The following is a 17,086-nucleotide window of genomic DNA, read 5'->3' as shown; positions in this document are numbered from 1 at the left end:
CGCCACGCTTTGCGGGTCAGAGCTCACTCCTCACGCCTTCGACATGTGCCTGATGCATCGGCGAAATGCCCCTTGCTCAGTGCCGCCGCCAGCGTCGTGGCCAGGAGTGCCAGCTGCACTTGTGTGTATTGGGTAACCGATTGGGGTGACTACGCCGTCATGGCGGTTTTTTCGTGCCGTCCGTTTTTTTCCGGGCGACATCATTTTGAGTATCGGGGAGTGTTCCTTGGCAGTAAGTAATCTTGAAATGCATGCATTGTTCGTGTTGGGTGATTTGCGCGCAAAGCTGGTCAAGCAGTTCCAATCTCGTTTTGTCTACCTCACCGAACAGTCCGCCGAAGGCATCTACGTCGCCGAGATCGACACCGAGACGGCCCTGGTGGTGGACGACAAGCCGCGCCTTGAACTCAAGGTCGGCGATCATTTTCGCGCCGCCGTGCTGCCCAGCCGTGAAGGCGGCAAGATGGAGATCCGCTTTCGCGAGATCAAGCTGACGGTCTACGGCCTGGGCGACTACGCCTTTGTCAGCAGCCCCCTGGGGCAGGGCATCCTGTTCAAGGAAGGCCATTCGGTGGTGACCGTGTTTGCCGCCAACGAGCAGTTGCAGGAAGGCCTGACCAAGACCCTCAAGGCGGTGACCGCCAAGGCCGCCAAATGGCGCAAGGGCGAACTGGTGAGCTTCAAGGCCAGCGAGTGATGAGCCAGGGCCGCGCCGCGTTTCACCATGAACATCAACAGGCCGCGAGCGCTGAAGCCCAGCGCCTGTTCGCGCAGAAGACCGTGCTCCAGGGCGCCTGGCTGAACTGGGTCGCCGCCCAGCTGTACAACCTGCGCCCTGCGGCCTACGCCAGCATGGTGCGCCGCGAGTTGCAGCGGTTGCAGGAGCCTCCGGCCTCTTGAGCGGCCATCCGGGAATGGCCTGGGGTTGAAACTACTGAACCTCTACTACAGTCAGTTGACTTAATGCTTTGGGGGCCGTGCGCTTAGGCGCTGCCTGCCCCTGTGGCCCAGGTCCTGACCCAAGAGGTGTACCCCGATGAAAGGAATCCGCGCGCTGCTGGCCAGCAGCCTGTTGAGCCTTGCCGCCCTGAGTACGGCGCAGCCGGTTGTGGCGGCGCCGCAACCGATTCATTTCGCCGATCTGAACTGGGAAAGCGGCAGCCTGATCACCGAGATCCTGCGGATCATGGTGGAGCAGGGCTATGGCTTGCCCACCGACACCTTGCCCGGCACCACCATCACCCTGGAAACGGCCCTGGCCAACAACGACATCCAGGTGATCGGCGAAGAGTGGGCGGGGCGCAGCCCGGTGTGGGTCAAGGCCGAGGCCGAAGGCAAGGTGCAGGCCCTGGGGGATACGGTCAAGGGCGCCACCGAAGGCTGGTGGGTGCCGGAATACGTGATCAAGGGCGACCCGGCCAAGGGTATAAAGCCCCTGGCGCCGGAGCTGCGCAGCGTGACCGACCTGGCCCGCTACAAGGACGTGTTCAAGGACCCGGAGAGCCCGGACAAGGGGCGTTTCCTCAACAGCCCGATCGGCTGGACCTCGGAGATCGTCAACCAGCAGAAGCTCAAGGCCTATGGCCTGCAGGACAGCTACGTGAATTTTCGCAGCGGTTCCGGAGCGGCCCTGGATGCGGAGATCAGCTCGGCGATCCGTCGCGGCAAGCCGATCCTGTTCTACTACTGGTCGCCCACGCCGCTGCTCGGGCGCTTCAAGCTGGTGCAACTGCAAGAACCGCCCTTTGACGCCGAAGCCTGGAAGACCCTGACCGACGCCGCCAACCCCAGCCCCCGGCCAACCCGTTCCCTGGACTCCAGGTTGTCGATCGGGGTGTCCACGCCATTCCAGAAGCAGTACCCGCAACTGGCGCAGTTCTTCGCCAAGGTCGACCTGCCCATCGAGCCCCTGAACCGCGCCCTGGCGCAGATGAGCGAGAACCACAGTGCCCCGCGGGACGCGGCCCGGGCCTTCCTCAAGCAGCACCCCGACGTTTGGCGCGCCTGGGTGCCCCGGGACGTGGCGGACAGGATCGCCGCCACCTTGTAGGCGCCGGCGTGCCGGCGAATGGGCCCTTGAACCTTGCGCCCGACGGGTGCAGGGCAGGGGTCAGAAGCGGGTCTGCACCGCCACCTCGAAGGTTCGCGGCTGGCCCAGGTAGTACGCCGGGGACACATGGGCGAACTGGCCATAGACCTCGTTGGTCAGGTTGCGCACCCGGCCGGTCACTGTGGTGTGGCTGTCGACCTTGTAGCGCAGGAAGCTGCCGTACAGGGTGTAGGCGGGCATCCGCAGGGTGTTGGCGTTGTCGGCGTATACCGAGGCCACGTAGCGCGCATCGACCCCGGTCTGCCAGTTGGGCGACAGGTCATAGGTCAGCCACAGGTTGGCCAGCCGGTCCGGTACGTTGGTCGGCGTGTTGCCCTTGCGGGAGACCACCGCGCCGCTGGCGATCTTCTCGTTGAACTCGCCGTACTCGGCATCCACCCAGGCGAAGTTGGCTTGCGCCAGTAGCTTGGGGGTGATGTGCAGGGAACTGGCCAGCTCGATGCCCCTGGAGGTCTGCTGGCCCACCGGGATGCTGTTGGCCGGGTCCAGGGGATCGGTGACGGCAAAGTCCTTGCGCTCGATGCGATAGGCGGCAACGGTCGCCGAACCCCGTCCTTGCAGGTAGTCGAACTTGCTGCCCACTTCCCATTGCTTGCCCGTGGACACCTCGAAGTTCTGAGTGCCACTGGGCTGCTCGGCGGCGGTGCTGTACTGCACGTAGACATTGGCGCTGGGCAGGAACTGCCAGGTCAGGCCCAGGCGCCCGGTGACCGGTTCCCAGCTGCGCTTGAGGTGGCGCGGGTTGCTGGCGGTGATCAGCCGGTGGTTGGTCACGTCCAGGTCGATGGCGTCGTAGCGCAGGCCGCTGAGCAGTGACAGCTCGTCGGTCAGGGCCAGGCGGTTCTCGACGAACAGGGCGCGGGTGGTGACCTGGTTGGTCTTGTCCTTGGCCCAGCCCTGGCGGGTGCCCTTCAGGTCATAGAAGTACCCCGGCTGGAAGTTGCCGGGATCGACGCTGTTGCTGGCCGGCACGTTCCAGGGCGAGTTGGTGGTGCTGTTGACCTTGTACTCAAACCCCCCGGACCAGGTGGTGTCGAGGCCGAACAGCTGATCATCGTGGCGCAGTTCGAACTGGTTGCCGTCCTGCTGGCCCTGGTGCCGTACCAGGTAGGCGGTCGAGCGGTTCACCCGGCTGTTGTCGGCGTTGTACTGGTAGGTCTCCAGGTTGCGATAGTCGCGCTGGCTGTCCAGGTGGTAGAGGGTGTTGCGCAGGCTGGTGCTGGGGTTGATCCGGTAGTCGATGATCGAGCGCAGCCACACAGTGCGCTGTTCATACAGGCCATCGGCGACGTTGTAGTTGTTGAAGCGGTTGTGCTTGTCGATCTTCAGCTCACCGGCCTTGGGATTGAGCACCGGGGTGCCCCAGTAGGGGCTGTCCTCGTGTTCATCCTGGTATTCCACCGCCAGGGTGTGGGACAGGTCCGGGGTCAGGTCGCTGAGCAGGGAGAAGGCCAGGCTCCAGGCATCCCTTTCCTGGCGGTCGATGTAGCCGTTGCTGGTGTTGTGGCTGACGTCCAAGCGCGCGTAGTGCTGCACCTCGGCGCCGGCCGGGCTGAGGGCGTGGTTGACCCCGAAAGCGGTCTGCGTGGTGTCGTAGCTGCCGTAGCCGAGCAGGCCTTCGGCAGCCTGTTCGCGGCGGTCCGCGAGCTTGGTCACGTAGTTCAGCGAACCGCCCACGGAGCCGGCGCCATTGATCAGCGACGAGGGGCCGCCCACCAGTTCCACCCGGTCGTAGATCCAGGCGTCCACGGGCCGGGCCAGGCCGGTGGCGACGTTGATGCCGTTGAACATCTGGGTGATCTGGCTGCTGGTAAAACCACGGTAGGAGACGAAGCCGCCGAACCCCGGCGGCGCACTGGCGTTGACCCCGGGCAGGGCGTTGGCCGCTTCCTGGAAGGTGCGGGCGCCGCTTCGCTCCAGGTCCTGGCGGCTGGCCACGGCCACCGAGGCCGGGGTTTCGCGCAGGCTCAGGCCCAGGCGCGAGGCCATGCCGCTGGACTGGTCCAGGTTCAGGCCCGGCTCGGCATCGGCCTCATCGGCGCCGATGGTGGTGGGGGCCAGTTCGAGGCTCGGCTGGCCCCAGGCATTGATCGACAGGCAGCCCAGCAGGCTCGCCAGCAAAGGAAGGTGTTTCATCGGTGCATCCTGAATTCTTGGCTAGGAAAAGGCCCACGAACGCGCGCCGCGCGACAGCGCAGTGGGCAGGTTGAGCACGAGCAGGAATCAGGCGAGAGGCGGTGCCCGGGGATGGGCCGCGGGCCAGGTGGAGCGGGCGGGGAGGTCGGTCTTGGCCAGGGTGCGCGCAGGCGGGGCCTGGGGCTGCGGCAGCAGGGCCAGGGTCAGGCTGGAGTTCAGGGCCGGGCCCATGCCGCCGGTGGAGCACAGCGGGCAACCGAAGGCTTTGGATAGAGTGGGCAGGGAGCCCTGGTCGGCCGGTTTCTGCAGCGGCGCCTGGGTGGCAGGGTCGACGCTGCAGAACTGCCCGCCGATGCCGTTGAGCTGCATGCCGAGCATCTGCCCGTGGCCGATGCTGCAGGCGAACACGTTGAACAGGACGCAGCAATAGAGCATCCAGGCAACGAGCGAGCGATCGGAACGGGCAAATTTCATGGGGCGGCACTTTATCATCGAAGGCGACGAACGTACTTACAAAAACGGTCAATCGAGTCCATTCTTCAGCGACATTTTCTGCACGGACGTCTGAACATGAATCTTCTGCTCGCACAGGGGGTGGCTGGCAGCTTCCTGTTGATCAGTCTGATCCATCTGTACTGGGCTGCGGGTGGCAAGCGTGGCAGTGATGCAGTGATCCCCGAAGTGCCGGGGCCAGGGCCCGGCATGACCCAGCCGGCGTTCCGCCCGCCGGCCCTGGCCACGATGCTGGTGGCAGTGGCTTTGTTGCTGGTGGCGATGCTGGTGTGCCTGAGGGTCGGGCTCTACCTGCCGACCGTGACCCTTCCGTCTCTGCAGTGGGTGATCAGCGCCATTGCCTTGCTGATGTTCGCCCGGGCCATCGGCGACTCCGAGCTGGTGGGTTTTTTCAAGGAAGTCCGGGATTCGAAATTCGCCCGCCTCGACACCCTGTTCTATTCCCCCCTGTGCGTGGTGCTGGGGGCCGGGTTGCTGGTGCTGGCCTGGGCCTGAGGGCAGTCAGCCGGCGCTGGCCAGTGCAGGAGCTGGCTTGCCAGCGAAGGCGTTTTCGAAGTCGCCGCAAGGCTCACGGGCCTCGTCGCCGGCAGCCGGCTCCTAGGTGCAGCGGATGTGCTCAGTTGCCGGTTTCGCTGCGTTTGCTGCTGATTTCCGCCGGCACATCGTCGCCGGCCATGCGCTTGCGAAACAGCGCGGCCCGCGCCAGCAGCAGGGTGGTCACCGGTACGGTGATGGACATCAGCACCGGGATCAGCCAGGCGTGCAGCACCGGCCCGGACTTGAGCGCGGAAAAGTACAGGATCGACGCCAGGGCCACGGCCCAGGAGCCCATGGTGGAGGCCAGGGCCGGCGGGTGCATGCGCTGGAAGTAGCTCTTCATGCGCAGGATGCCCAGGGCCCCGATCAGGGCAAACACACTGCTGATCACCAGCAGCAGGGCCACCAGCACTTCCACCCACAGTGGCAATTGTTCCAGGCTGTTCATTCGATCACCTCGCCACGCAGAAGGAATTTGGCCAGGGCGAAGGAGCCGACAAAGCCGAACAGGGCGATCAGCAGCGCCGCCTCGAAGTAGGTGTCACTGGCGTAGCGCACGCCCAGCACCAGCATCATCAGCATCGCCAGGATGTACAGGTAGTCCAGGGCCAGAACCCGGTCCTGGGCCGAGGGGCCCTTGAACAGGCGCACCAGGGTCAGGACCATGGCCAGGGAGAAAATGAACAGACTCAGCAAGATCGCGTTGGTCAGCAGGACACTCATTCGAAAATCTCCATCAGCGGACGCTCGTACGTGGCCTTGAAGTGCTGGATGAATTGCGCCTCGTCCTTCAGGTCGAAGACGTGCAGCAACAGCAGGCTGCGGTCCAGGGACAGCTCGGACCAGACCGTGCCCGGCACCACCGTGGTGATGGTGGACAGCGCCGCCAGGCCATTGGCGTCCCGCAGGTCCAGGGGGATCTTGACGAAGGCCGAGTGCACCGGGCGCCGGCCGTTGTTGAGCACGCCCCAGGCCACCAGCAGGTTGGACACCAGCACGTCGCGGCCCACCACCAGGAACAGGCGCAGGATGGTGCCCGGGCGGCGGATGCGGATCGGCAGGGGCCGCAGGGGCTGCATCAGCAGCGGTGCGAGAAAGCCCAGCAGGGCGCCCAGCAGCAGGTTGCCCGGGCTGAGGGACAGGTTCAGCACCAGCCAGAGCAGCCACAGTGCCAGGGACAGGAATGGCGCGGGGAACAGGCGCTTCATGGGTGCACCTCCACTGCCGCTGCGGTCTTGGATTCAGGGCTGAGCACGGTGCGGGTGCCCAGCACCGCCATCACGTAATGCTCCGGGTGGTTGAGGCTGTCGGCGGTGGCCTGGGTGAAGCGCAGCAACGGCTCGGCCTTGAAGCTGAGCAGCACGCAGAGCCCCAGCAGCGCCACGATCGGCAGGCACTCCAGGCGCCGCAGCACCGGCGAAGGGCGTTCCTCCGGGGTCCAGAAGCGCTGCACACCCAGGCGGGCAAAGGCAATCAGCGAGGCCAGGCCCGAGAGGATCAACAGCGCCAGGAAGCACCAGGCCGCCGGGGTGATCGGCGCGCCCTCGCTGGCCCCCAGGCCCTCGGGGTTGAGCAGGGCGGCAATCAGGTTGAGCTTGCCGATGAAGCCCGATAGCGGCGGCATGCCGATGATCAGCAAGGCGCAGGCGATGAAGCTCAGGCCGAGGAAGGCCATGGTCCAGGGGATCACCTGGCCGACCACCACTTTCTGTTCATCGTCGAGGTTGCTGCCCCGTGGCGGGTGCAGCGACTCCATGGGCCGCGGCAGGATCTCGCCTTCATCCTCCAGGGGGATCTCGTTGGCCGAGCGCGAACGCTCGATCAGTTCTGCCAGCAAAAACAGCGCGCACATCGCCAGGGTCGAGCTGAATAGGTAGAACAGCGCCGCGCCGGTGAGGGCCGGCTGGGCGAAGCCGATCACCGAGATCAGGATGCCGGCCGACACCAGGATGCTCAGGCTGGCCATGCGTTCCAGGCGCTGGGCCGGAAGAATCGCCAGGGCCGCGCAGAAGATCGTCGCCATGCCGCCGTACACCAGCCACTGGCTGCCGAAATAGGCCGAGGCCCCGGCTTGCCCGGAGAACAGCAGGGTCCATAGGCGCAGTACGGTGTACACACCGACTTTGGTCATGACGGCGAACAGTGCCGCCACCGGCGCGCTGGCCGAGGAGTAGGCGGGCACCAGCCAGAAGTTCAGTGGCCACATCCCGGCCTTGGCCAGGAAGGCGATCGCCAGGATCGCCGTACCGGCGTGCAGCAGGCCGCGGTCGGCTTCCGGCACCAGGGGGATCTTCATCGCCAGGTCGGCCATGTTCAGGGTCCCGGTGACCCCGTAGATCATCGCCGTGCCGATCAGGAACAGCGACGAGGCCAGCAGGTTGATGGTGATGTAGTGCAGCCCCGAAGACACCCGCGCGCGCCCCGAGCCGTGCAGCATCAGGCCGTAGGACGCCGCCAGCAGCACCTCGAAGAACACGAACAGGTTGAACAGGTCGGCGGTCAGGAAGGCCCCGTAGAGGCCCATCAGCTGGATCTGGAACAGGGCATGGAAACTGGCCCCGGCGCCGTCCCAGCGGGCCATGGCGAACAGCAGCGCGCTGACCCCGATGATACCGGTGAGCACCAGCATCAGCGCCGACAGGCGATCGACCACCAGCACGATGCCGAACGGCACCTGCCAGTTGCTGGGCAGGTACACGCCGAAGGAACCGGTGGCGCCCTGGACCTGGGTCCAGTACAGCAGGTAGCCCGCCAGGCACAGGCCCAGCAGGGTGGAGAGCAGGTTGATCCGGGCTTTCAGCGGGCGATGCTTTTCCCCCAGCAGCAACATGATGCCCGCGGTCAGCAGCGGCAGGAGGATGGGGGCGACGATCAGGTGCGACAACGGATTCATTCCTTGGGCTCCCGGCCATCGACGTGGTCGGTGCCGGTCAGGCCCCGGGAAGCCAGGAGCACCACCAGAAACAGCGCAGTCATGGCGAAGCTGATGACGATGGCCGTGAGCACCAGCGCCTGGGGCAGCGGGTCGGTGTAGTGCAGCAGGTCCTGGGGTACGCCGTCCTTGACGATCGGCTCCTTGCCGATGAACAGGCTGCCCATGCTGAAGATGAACAGGTTGACCGCATAGGACAGCAGGCACAGGCCCATCACCACCTGGAAGGTCCGCGGGCGCAGCACCAGCCAGACTCCGGAAGCGGCGAGGACCCCAATGGCGATTGCGATGACTTCTTCCATCAGGCGGCTCCGTTCTGAGTCAGGGATTTGGCCTGGCTGGCCGGCTTGTGGGCCCGCACCGACTGGTGCGCCAGGGCCGTGAGGATCAGCAGGGTCGCACCCACCACCACGGCGTACACGCCGATGTCGAAGAACAGCGCGCTGGCGATGTGGATATCACCGAACAGCGGCAGGTCCACATGCAGCGTGTGGGTGGTCAGGAACGGGTAGCCCCAGGCCAGGGCGCCGAGGCCGGTGGCCAGGGCAACCAGCAGCCCGGTGCCCATCCAGCGCAGCGGCCGCAGGCTCATCTGCGCCTCGACCCACTGGGTGCCCGCCACCATGTACTGGAGGATGAAGGCCACCGACATCACCAGCCCGGCGACGAAACCGCCACCCGGCAGGTTGTGCCCGCGCATGAACAGGTAGAAGGACACCACCAGGGCAATCGGCAGCAGCAGGCGCACCAGCACCGCCGGCACCATCATGAAGCCCAGGGCGGTGTCGCTGGCCTGGCGCGGGTTGACCAGGTCGGTGACCACGTCCGGGGCCAGCAGGCGCTGCTGCGCCGGCAACTGCATGCTTTCCTTGGGCGGGCGGAAGCGGCGCAGCAGGGCGAACACGGTCAGGGCCACCGCCGCCAGCACGGTGATCTCGCCCAGGGTGTCGAAGCTGCGGAAGTCCACCAGGGTCACGTTGACCACATTGGTGCCGCCGCCTTCGGGCAGGGCGCGGCTGAGGTAGAACGAGGAAATGTCGTTGGGAGTGGGGCGGGTCAGCATGGCGTAGGACAGCACTGCCATGCCCAGGCCCACGGCCACCGACAGGCTCAGGTCGCGCAGGCGGCGGATGCGCGCCTTGGGCACGCTGCTGGGCAGGGGCGAGACGTCCTCGATCCGCCGTGGCAGCCAGCGCAGGCCGAGGAGGATCAGCACCGTGGTCACCACTTCCACCACCAGCTGGGTCAGGGCCAGGTCCGGCGCCGAGAACCAGACGAAGGTCACGCAGGTCATCAGGCCGCAGACGCTGACCATGGTCAGGGCGGCCAGACGGTGGTACTTGGCTTGCCAGGCGGCGCCCAGGGCGCAGGCGATGGCCAGCAGCCAGAAGGTCACGAAGACGATGGAACCGGGGATCTTCGGCCGGTCGCCCCAGGTCAGCTGGCTGTAGAGCATGGGGATCAGCCCGGCGATCACCGCCGCCAGGATCAGCACGAACAGCTGGGTCTGCAGGCGCTTGGTGCTCAAGCGGCGTTCCAGGCGCCGGGCCAGGCGGGTCATGCCCACCAGGCTGCGCTCGAACAACAGCTTGCCGTTGAGACGGCCCACGCCCGGCGGGTAGGCGAAACGGCCCGCCACCAGCGGCTTGTGCAGCAGCAGGTAGAGGACGATGCCGCAGGACATGGCGATCAGGCTCATGATCATCGGGGCATTGAGGCCGTGCCAGATGGCCAGGCTGTACTCGGGCAGGGTCCCGCCCACCACCGGCAGCGCCGCGGCGGCCAGCAGCGGGCCGATGATCTGCGCCGGGAAGATCCCCACCAGCAGGCAGGTGAACACCAGCAGTTCAACCGGGGCACGCATCCAGCGCGGCGGCTCGTGGGGCGTGTGCGGCAGGTCGGTGGCCGGCTCCCCGAAGAACACGTCGACCGTGAAGCGCAGGGCGTAGGCGACGCTGAAGGTCCCGGCGATGGTAGCGATCACCGGCAGGGCGATTTCCACCCAGGCGCTGGAGTTGATGAACACCGTCTCGGCGAAGAACATCTCCTTGGACAGGAAGCCGTTGAGCAGCGGCACCCCGGCCATGGAGGCGCTGGCCACCATGGCCAGGGTCGCGGTGTAGGGCATCAGCTTGATCAGGCCGTTGAGCTTGCGGATGTCACGGCTGCCGCTTTCGTGGTCGATGATCCCGGCCGCCATGAACAGCGAGGCCTTGAACGTGGCGTGGTTGAGAATGTGGAACACCGCCGCCACCGCGGCCAGCGGGCTGTTCAGGCCCAGCAGCAGGGTGATCAGCCCCAGGTGGCTGATGGTGGAATAGGCCAGCAGGCCCTTGAGGTCGTTCTGGAACATCGCGCAGTAGGCGCCCAGCACCAGGGTGCAGGCCCCGGCGCCGCTGACGATGTAGAACCATTCTTCAGTGCCGGACAACGACGGCCACAGGCGGGCCAGGAGAAACACCCCGGCCTTGACCATGGTCGCCGAGTGCAGGTAGGCCGAGACCGGGGTCGGCGCGGCCATGGCGTGGGGTAGCCAGAAGTGGAAGGGGAACTGCGCGCTCTTGCTCAGGGCGCCCAGCAGGATCAGGGGCAACAGGATCGGGTAGAGCGCGTGGGCGCGTATCTTGTCTCCGGCAGCCAGTACCTGGTCCAGGTCGTAGCTGCCCACCACATGGCCGAGCAGCATGACCCCGGCCAGCAGGCACAAGCCCCCGGCACCGGTGACCATCAACGCCATGTAGGCGCCGCGGCGGGCATCGGAGCGGTGGTGCCAGTAGCCGATCAGCAGGAAGGAGAAGAGGCTGGTGAGCTCCCAGAAGAACACGATCTGGATCAGGTTGCCGGAAATCACCAGGCCGAGCATGGCCCCCATGAAGGCCAGGAAGAAGGCGAAGAAACGCGGCACCGGATCTTGCGGCGACATGTAATAACGCGCGTAGAGCGCCACCAGGCTGCCGATGCCCAGCACCAGCAGCGAGAACAGCCAGGCGAAGCCGTCCAGGCGCAGCACGAAGTTCAGCCCCAGGCTCGGCAGCCAGGCATACTCCTCGCGAATCACCCCGCCATCGGCGATCTGTGGGTACAGCAGAGCCACCTGGATGGTGCCAATGAGTGCCACCAGGCCGGCCAGCAGAGATTCGGTGTTACGTGCGTTGTGCGGCAACAGGGCCGCCAGACAGCTGCCGATGAATGGCAGAAGCAGTAGAACTATCAGGGACATAGGCTTCTAATCTGCGGAAAAGTATGACGCATAATACGTGCCAGGCCCTGGATCACCAACCGCCATGCGCGGCCCGGGCCCCCTAAGAAATGTTACATACGCTTTCAAAGGTAGGAGACAAATGCCTGATGCGCCCGTTCACCGGGTGCTGTGGGGCAAATGCCCTGCCCAGCTCAAGCCGCCACAAGGATCGACAAGGGTGCACATGATTAAAGGATCGGCCTTGGGCCGGCTGTTTCGACGGGGCGCGTTCGCCGTGCTGTTCACCGCCTTCGGTGCGGCATCGGGCATTGGCCTGGAGCATTATCTGGACCGCCCCGATATGCTCAAGACCCGCCAGGCGCTGGTCATCGAAGGCCCGCAGGGGGATGAGCGCAACTATGTGCTGCCGCCTGGCACGGTGCTCTATTTCGACCGCGCCTTTGCCGAGGGGCATGCGCTCTACCACGCCTACTTCTACTATCACGGCGAGCCTGAAAATGACCGGGTACTGCTGGAGCCCAAGCACAAGGGCTCCCTGACCGTCCCCACCTGGCTCTACGCCCCCGGGGACCCCGCACTGTAGGCGCTGGCCTATCAGCGAGAGCGCCTGCAAGAGCACCTTCGCCGGCAAGCCGGCTCCTACAGTCCCCACCACTACCCCAGCCAGCCGTAGGCGCTGGCTTGCCAGCGAAAGGGCCCTCAAGAGCTCCCTCACCAGCAAGCCACCCCCCGCAGCGGGCCGTTGCTCAGGACTCCACCGCCTCGCCGCTCTGCTGTCCGGCTTCTGCCTTGGGCTTCCATTCGCTGATGATCACCGCCAGCACGATCAAGGCGCCGCCCAGCAACGCCAGCCCCGGCAGGCGCTCCCCGGCGATGCGCCCGACAATCCCGGCCCACACCGGCTCGCCGGCATAGATCAGGGTGGCGCGGGTCGGCGAGACGCTTTTCTGCGCCCAGTTCATTGCCAGCTGGATCACCGCGCTGGCAGCCCCCAGGCCCAGGGCGCTGGCCAGCAGCAGCCAGGAAAACCCCGGCAGCGCTTCCCCGGTCGGCCACACCATGGCGAACGCCAGCAGCGAGGTGACCGCCAGTTGCACCACGGTGACCCGGCGCACATCCACCCGCCCGCCGAAGCTGCTGATGAGGATGATCTCCGCGGCAATGGCCACGGTACTGATCAGGGTGGCGATCTCCCCGGGGCTGAAGTCCAGGGAGGCGCCATTGGGCCCGGACAGCAGCATCAGCCCGGTGAACGCCAGCATGATGCCGATACTCGGCAGCAACCCCGGGCGCTTGCCCATGAACAGCCATTGCAGCAGCGGCACGAAGGGCACATAAAGGGCGGTGATGAACGCCGACTGGCTGCTGGGAATGCTTTGCAGGCCCACGGTCTGCAAACCGTAGCCGAGCATGATCGCGGTGCCGATAAAGGCCCCGGCGCGCAGTTCGAACAGGGTCAGGCCGCGCAAGTGGCGCAGTGAGAATGCACCGACCATGCACGCCGCTGCGGCAAAGCGCAGGCCGACGAAGAACATCGGCCCGCTGACGCTCATGGCGTTCTGCACCAGCAGGAAGGTGCCGCCCCAGATCATGGTGATCAGCACCAGCACGGCTTCGGCCTTGCTCAACTTGAACTGGAATCCGCGGGAGGGCGTTGCTGTCATGGCCTTGCGTGCTACCTGAGGGGGACGCACAATGCGCCGGAAGTTGGGCAGTATACTGCGCAGGCCCCGGGAGTGAGCAATATAGTGCACAAAGAAAACGTCCAGCGGGCCTCGGTCCTGCAACATGTCAGCCTCAACGTCCGCCGCCTGCGCAATGCCGCGGGCTTGAGCCAGAGCGCCCTGGCGGAAAAATCCAATGTCAGCCGGCGGATGCTGGTGGCGATAGAGGCGGGGGAGAAGAACGTCAGCCTCGGCACCCTGGACCGGGTGGCGGAAGCCTTGAACGTGGCCTTCAGCGACCTGATCCAGGCCCCGGATGCCCGGGACCCGAGCCGCATCAATGAGCTGGCCTGGGCCGGTGCCATCCCGGGCAGCAAGGCGGTGCTGTTGGCCAAGGCCGAGGCCAGTCGCGAGGTGGAGCTGTGGGAGTGGCAGTTGGAGCCCGGCGAGGTCTATCACTCGGAATGCGATGCCAAAGGCTGGAGCGAGCAGATCTACGTCTTCGAGGGCTGCCTGACGGTGTTCTTTGGCGACACTGAACGGCGCCTGGAAAGCGGCGATTTCTTCATGTTCGCCAGTCATGTTCCCCACGGCTATCGCAATGACGGCGCCCAGGCCACGCGCTTCGTGCGCAACGTGGTGTTCTGATTCCCCTCGCGTGCCGGCCACTGTTGGCTGACCAACAGTGGTTGAACATTTTGCCTTTTTTCAGTTGATGAGCTTTCTCTAGATAACTCATTAACTTACTGATAATAAAAGAAATTATATTTAGGCACGACTCCTGCAATTGTCCTGATAGCGAGCACCCGAGCGGTGTTCATCTTGATCTTCAGGAAGCGGAGTCGGCCCATGACAGTCCCAGCCCAACCCTCTCGCAGTGCCCACATCATCCGCAGCGATGCCGAGGCCATCAGCGTGGCCCAGGCCCTGGCCCAGCGCTTTGCCGTGGAGGCTGCGGTGCGCGACCGCGAACGGCGCCTGCCCCGGGCAGAGCTCGACGAATTTTCCGCCAGCGGCCTGTGGGGCATCACCATCCCCAAAGAGTACGGCGGTGCCGGGGTGTCCTACGCCACCCTGGTGGAAGTCATCAAGCTCATTTCCGCCGCCGACCCGTCTCTCGGCCAGTTGCCGCAGAACCACCTGGGGGTGGTGGACATCCTGCTGCAGACCGCCAGCGAAGAGCAGAAGCAGCACTACTTCGCCAAGGTGTTGCAGGGCTACCGCTTCGGCAATGCGTTTTCCGAGGCCGGCAGCAAGCACGTCGGCGCCTTTGAAACCCAGATCCGCTTCACCGGCGACCAGGCGCGGATCGACGGCGAGAAGTTCTACTGCACCGGGGCGCTGTTCGCCCACATCGTCCCGACGGTGGCGGTGGACGAACACAACCAGGCGCACATTGCCTTTATCGAGCGCGACAACCCTGGCCTCACGGTGGTCGACAGCTGGGACGGCTTCGGCCAGCGCACCACCGCCAGCGGCGGGGTCAGCCTCAAGGCGGTGCGGGTGCCGCGCAGCGCGGTGATCCCGGCCCATCGGGCCTTCGACCAGCCCACCGCCGATGGCCCGATCTCGCAAATCATCCAGGCCGCGGTGGATACCGGCATCGCCGTCGCCGCCCTGGAAGACGCCAAGCATCATGCCCGGCAATCCCGGCCGTGGATCGACAGCGGCCTGGACCATGGCTGGCAGGACCCGTTCACCATCGCCGCCATCGGCGACCTGGAATGGCGGGTGCACGGCACCGAGGCGATCCTCGCCAAGGCCGCCGAGGCGGTCGATCAGGCCCTGGCCCAGCCCGGTGAAGACAGCGTCGCCCAGGCCTCCCTGGTGGTGGCCCAGGCCAAGGTGCTGTCGGCGGAGAGTGCCTTGCTCGCCGCCAGCAAACTCTTCGAACTGGCCGGCACCCGTTCGGTGTCGGGCAAGTACAACCTCGACCGCCACTGGCGCAACGCCCGCACCCACACCCTGCACGATCCGGCGCGCTGGAAATATCACCTGATCGGCAACTACCTGCTCAACGGCATCAAGCCGGCCCGCCACGCCTGGAACTGAAGGACTGCGCCATGAATGCACTGACCCGCCCCGACACCCCCCAAGCGGCCCTGGAACACAACGCCCAGGTCCTGCAGCGGGCCCGCGTCCTGCTGCAGCAAACCCTGGATTTCATCCGCGAGCAGGCCCGGCCCTGGAGCGGCAGCGGCCTGGCCAGGGCCAGCGACGACCCCTATGTGATCAGCCGCTTTGGCGACCTGAACATCCGCATCGACCTGGCCGCGGCCCTGCAGGAGCGGGCCCAGCGCCAGATAGAACAAGAGCCGGACCCGGCGGAAGTTGCGGTGGCCCTGGCCGAGGCGGCGATTGCCGCGGGCCAGGCACTGCTGGCGGCCAGCGACGCCGAGTTCGAACTCACCGGTCAGCGCAGCCCGCAGCCCCAGACCCTGGATGACCCGCTGCGCTGGAAATACCAACTGATCGGCAACTACCGCCTCAATGGCGTGCCACCCCAAGGTTTCAGGAGTGTTGTGTGATGTCCCGTGAAATCCGCCTCAATGCCTTCGACATGAACTGTGTCGGCCACCAGTCGCCGGGCCTCTGGGCCCACCCCCGGGACCGCTCCTGGCAGTACAAGGACCTGGAGTACTGGACCGACCTGGCGAAAATCCTTGAAAAGGGCAAGTTCGACGGGTTGTTCATCGCCGATGTGCTGGGTATCTACGACGTCTACAACGGCAACGGCGAGGCAGCGATCCGCCAGGCCGCCCAGGTCCCGGTGAACGACCCGCTGCAGCTGATCCCGCCCATGGCCCTGGTCACCGAGCACCTGGGCTTCGGCCTCACCGCGTCGCTGTCCTTCGAGCACCCGTACCCCTTCGCCCGGCGCCTATCCACCCTCGATCACCTGACGAAGGGCCGCGCCGGCTGGAACATCGTCACCTCCTACCTGGAGAGCGGGGCCAAGAACATCGGGCAGCAGGCCCAGACCGAACACGACGCTCGCTACGACTACGCCGAGGAGTACCTGGAGGTCTGCTACAAGCTCTGGGAAGGCAGTTGGGAAGACGGCGCGATCCTGCGCGACCGCGAGCGACGGATCTTCAGCGACCCGAGCAAGATCCACGAGATCCGCCATGTCGGCAAACACTTCCAGGTGCCGGGCATCCACCTCTGCGAGCCGTCGCCGCAACGTACCCCGGTGCTCTACCAGGCCGGGGCATCCAGCCGGGGCAAGCAGTTCGCCGCCGAGCAGGCCGAATGCGTGTTCGTCGCCGCGCCGTCCAAGGTGCTGCTGAAAAAGACCGTGGCCGACATCCGCCGCCGGGCCGCCGAGGCCGGGCGCGATCCGTCGAAGATCCTGATCTTCAACCTGCAGACGGTGATCCTGGGCGAGACCGACGCCAAGGCCAAGGCCAAGTTCGAGGAATACAAATCCTGGGTCAGCTACGAGGGCGCCATGGCGCTGATTTCCGGCTGGACCGGCATCGACTTCAGCCGTTTCAAGCCCGACGAGCCCCTCAAGCACGTGCACACCAACGCCATCCAGTCGGCGGTGGAGGCCTTCTCCACGGCAGACCCGAACAAGGTCTGGACACCCCATGAACTGGCGGACTGGGTGGGCATCGGCGGCTTTGGCCCGTTGTTCGTCGGTAGCCCGGAAACCGTCGCCGACCTGCTTCAGGAATGGGTGGAAGAAACCGACGTCGACGGCTTCAACCTGGCGTATGCGCTGACCCACGAAAGCTTTATCGACGCCGTGGAACTGCTGGTGCCGGAGTTGCAGAAGCGGGGCGTCTACAAGACCGAATACGCCCCGGGCACCCTGCGGGAAAAACTCTTCGGCGCCGGCCCGCGCCTGCCCGAAAGCCACCCGGGCAGCGCCTGGCGCAACCTGGGCGGGCAACGCCAAGCAGCCGCACAACGTGCCAGCGCCTGAACCCCGCGCCCTGTAGGAGCTGGCTCGCCAGCGAAGGGGTCCACGCCTTCGCCGGCAAGCC

General features: G+C 65.8%; 18 protein-coding genes. 9 read left to right on the top strand and 9 right to left on the bottom strand.

Annotation, left to right across the window (positions count from 1 at the left end; genetic code table 11):
- Positions 1–226 precede the first annotated feature (226 nt).
- The 3 genes from AC1RCO_RS25450 (at position 227) to AC1RCO_RS25440 (ending at position 2,050) form a co-directional block, all read left to right on the top strand.
- The gene (locus tag AC1RCO_RS25450) at positions 227–697 is read left to right on the top strand and encodes a hypothetical protein (protein ID WP_026020109.1); all 471 of its coding nucleotides are present in this window, start codon (positions 227–229) and stop codon (positions 695–697) included.
- Entirely contained in the window at positions 697–900 is a 204-nt protein-coding gene (locus tag AC1RCO_RS25445) for a hypothetical protein (protein ID WP_015635322.1), read from the top strand. The genes AC1RCO_RS25450 and AC1RCO_RS25445 overlap by 1 nt, the downstream gene beginning before the upstream one ends.
- Before the next feature lie 136 nt (positions 901–1,036).
- Positions 1,037–2,050, top strand: coding sequence for an ABC transporter substrate-binding protein (locus AC1RCO_RS25440; protein ID WP_492618150.1), 1,014 nt, complete (start codon positions 1,037–1,039; stop codon positions 2,048–2,050).
- Positions 2,051–2,110: 60 nt separating this feature from the next.
- Here the strand turns inward: AC1RCO_RS25440 and AC1RCO_RS25435 are convergent, their stop codons facing one another.
- Positions 2,111–4,246 carry a TonB-dependent receptor gene (locus AC1RCO_RS25435; protein ID WP_019094293.1) on the bottom strand — a complete coding sequence of 712 codons (2,136 nt, stop codon included), beginning with the start codon at positions 4,244–4,246 and terminating at the stop codon, positions 2,111–2,113.
- A gap of 87 nt (positions 4,247–4,333) precedes the next feature.
- Positions 4,334–4,720, bottom strand: a complete 387-nt coding sequence (locus AC1RCO_RS25430; protein ID WP_026020110.1) for a DUF2946 domain-containing protein — start codon at positions 4,718–4,720, stop codon at positions 4,334–4,336.
- A gap of 96 nt (positions 4,721–4,816) precedes the next feature.
- Between AC1RCO_RS25430 and AC1RCO_RS25425 the strand changes: the two genes are divergently transcribed.
- Complete coding sequence (locus AC1RCO_RS25425; RefSeq protein WP_492618149.1) at positions 4,817–5,254, top strand: DUF3995 domain-containing protein; 438 nt, start codon at positions 4,817–4,819, stop codon at positions 5,252–5,254.
- Between the two features lie 121 nt (positions 5,255–5,375).
- Here AC1RCO_RS25425 and AC1RCO_RS25420 read toward each other — a convergent pair whose 3' ends face one another.
- The 6 genes from AC1RCO_RS25420 to AC1RCO_RS25395 are packed head-to-tail and all read right to left on the bottom strand — an operon-like array spanning position 5,376 to position 11,448.
- A complete protein-coding gene (locus AC1RCO_RS25420) occupies positions 5,376–5,744 on the bottom strand; it encodes a Na+/H+ antiporter subunit G (protein WP_011060902.1) in 369 nt (122 codons plus the stop codon).
- Positions 5,741–6,019: a K+/H+ antiporter subunit F gene (locus tag AC1RCO_RS25415; RefSeq protein WP_011060903.1), complete on the bottom strand. Its 279-nt coding sequence runs from the start codon at positions 6,017–6,019 to the stop codon at positions 5,741–5,743. Before AC1RCO_RS25415 ends, AC1RCO_RS25420 begins: the two co-directional genes overlap by 4 nt.
- Positions 6,016–6,504 (bottom strand): Na+/H+ antiporter subunit E, encoded by a 489-nt coding sequence (locus AC1RCO_RS25410; RefSeq protein WP_011060904.1) that lies wholly within the window; start codon positions 6,502–6,504, stop codon positions 6,016–6,018. The genes AC1RCO_RS25415 and AC1RCO_RS25410 overlap by 4 nt, the downstream gene beginning before the upstream one ends.
- Positions 6,501–8,189 (bottom strand): monovalent cation/H+ antiporter subunit D, encoded by a 1,689-nt coding sequence (locus AC1RCO_RS25405; protein WP_011060905.1) that lies wholly within the window; start codon positions 8,187–8,189, stop codon positions 6,501–6,503. Before AC1RCO_RS25405 ends, AC1RCO_RS25410 begins: the two co-directional genes overlap by 4 nt.
- Positions 8,186–8,530: a Na+/H+ antiporter subunit C gene (locus AC1RCO_RS25400; protein WP_011060906.1), complete on the bottom strand. Its 345-nt coding sequence runs from the start codon at positions 8,528–8,530 to the stop codon at positions 8,186–8,188. Before AC1RCO_RS25400 ends, AC1RCO_RS25405 begins: the two co-directional genes overlap by 4 nt.
- Complete coding sequence (locus AC1RCO_RS25395) at positions 8,530–11,448, bottom strand: monovalent cation/H+ antiporter subunit A (RefSeq protein ID WP_011060907.1); 2,919 nt, start codon at positions 11,446–11,448, stop codon at positions 8,530–8,532. The genes AC1RCO_RS25400 and AC1RCO_RS25395 overlap by 1 nt, the downstream gene beginning before the upstream one ends.
- 205 nt (positions 11,449–11,653) lie before the next feature.
- Between AC1RCO_RS25395 and AC1RCO_RS25390 the strand changes: the two genes are divergently transcribed.
- Positions 11,654–12,013, top strand: a complete 360-nt coding sequence (locus AC1RCO_RS25390) for a hypothetical protein (protein ID WP_169891825.1) — start codon at positions 11,654–11,656, stop codon at positions 12,011–12,013.
- A gap of 163 nt (positions 12,014–12,176) precedes the next feature.
- Here the strand turns inward: AC1RCO_RS25390 and AC1RCO_RS25385 are convergent, their stop codons facing one another.
- Positions 12,177–13,184, bottom strand: a complete 1,008-nt coding sequence (locus tag AC1RCO_RS25385; protein ID WP_015635330.1) for a DMT family transporter — start codon at positions 13,182–13,184, stop codon at positions 12,177–12,179.
- On the opposite strand from AC1RCO_RS25385, the gene AC1RCO_RS25380 reads away from it, so the two are divergent.
- The 4 genes from AC1RCO_RS25380 to AC1RCO_RS25365 all read left to right on the top strand — a co-directional run bounded on the left by AC1RCO_RS25380 (position 13,179) and on the right by AC1RCO_RS25365 (position 17,025).
- Positions 13,179–13,742, top strand: a complete 564-nt coding sequence (locus tag AC1RCO_RS25380; protein ID WP_065363838.1) for a helix-turn-helix domain-containing protein — start codon at positions 13,179–13,181, stop codon at positions 13,740–13,742. The genes AC1RCO_RS25385 and AC1RCO_RS25380 overlap by 6 nt on opposite strands.
- 201 nt (positions 13,743–13,943) lie before the next feature.
- Positions 13,944–15,146 (top strand): SfnB family sulfur acquisition oxidoreductase, encoded by a 1,203-nt coding sequence (locus AC1RCO_RS25375; protein ID WP_492618148.1) that lies wholly within the window; start codon positions 13,944–13,946, stop codon positions 15,144–15,146.
- Between the two features lie 11 nt (positions 15,147–15,157).
- Positions 15,158–15,622 (top strand): acyl-CoA dehydrogenase, encoded by a 465-nt coding sequence (locus tag AC1RCO_RS25370; protein WP_011060912.1) that lies wholly within the window; start codon positions 15,158–15,160, stop codon positions 15,620–15,622.
- Positions 15,622–17,025 carry an LLM class flavin-dependent oxidoreductase gene (locus tag AC1RCO_RS25365; RefSeq protein WP_019094297.1) on the top strand — a complete coding sequence of 468 codons (1,404 nt, stop codon included), beginning with the start codon at positions 15,622–15,624 and terminating at the stop codon, positions 17,023–17,025. Before AC1RCO_RS25370 ends, AC1RCO_RS25365 begins: the two co-directional genes overlap by 1 nt.
- Positions 17,026–17,086: the final 61 nt, after the last annotated feature.

The sequence above is a fragment of the Pseudomonas sp. GW823-FHT03E05 genome, from assembly GCF_058796855.1.
This window is presented reverse-complemented; position numbering and strand designations above follow the sequence as displayed.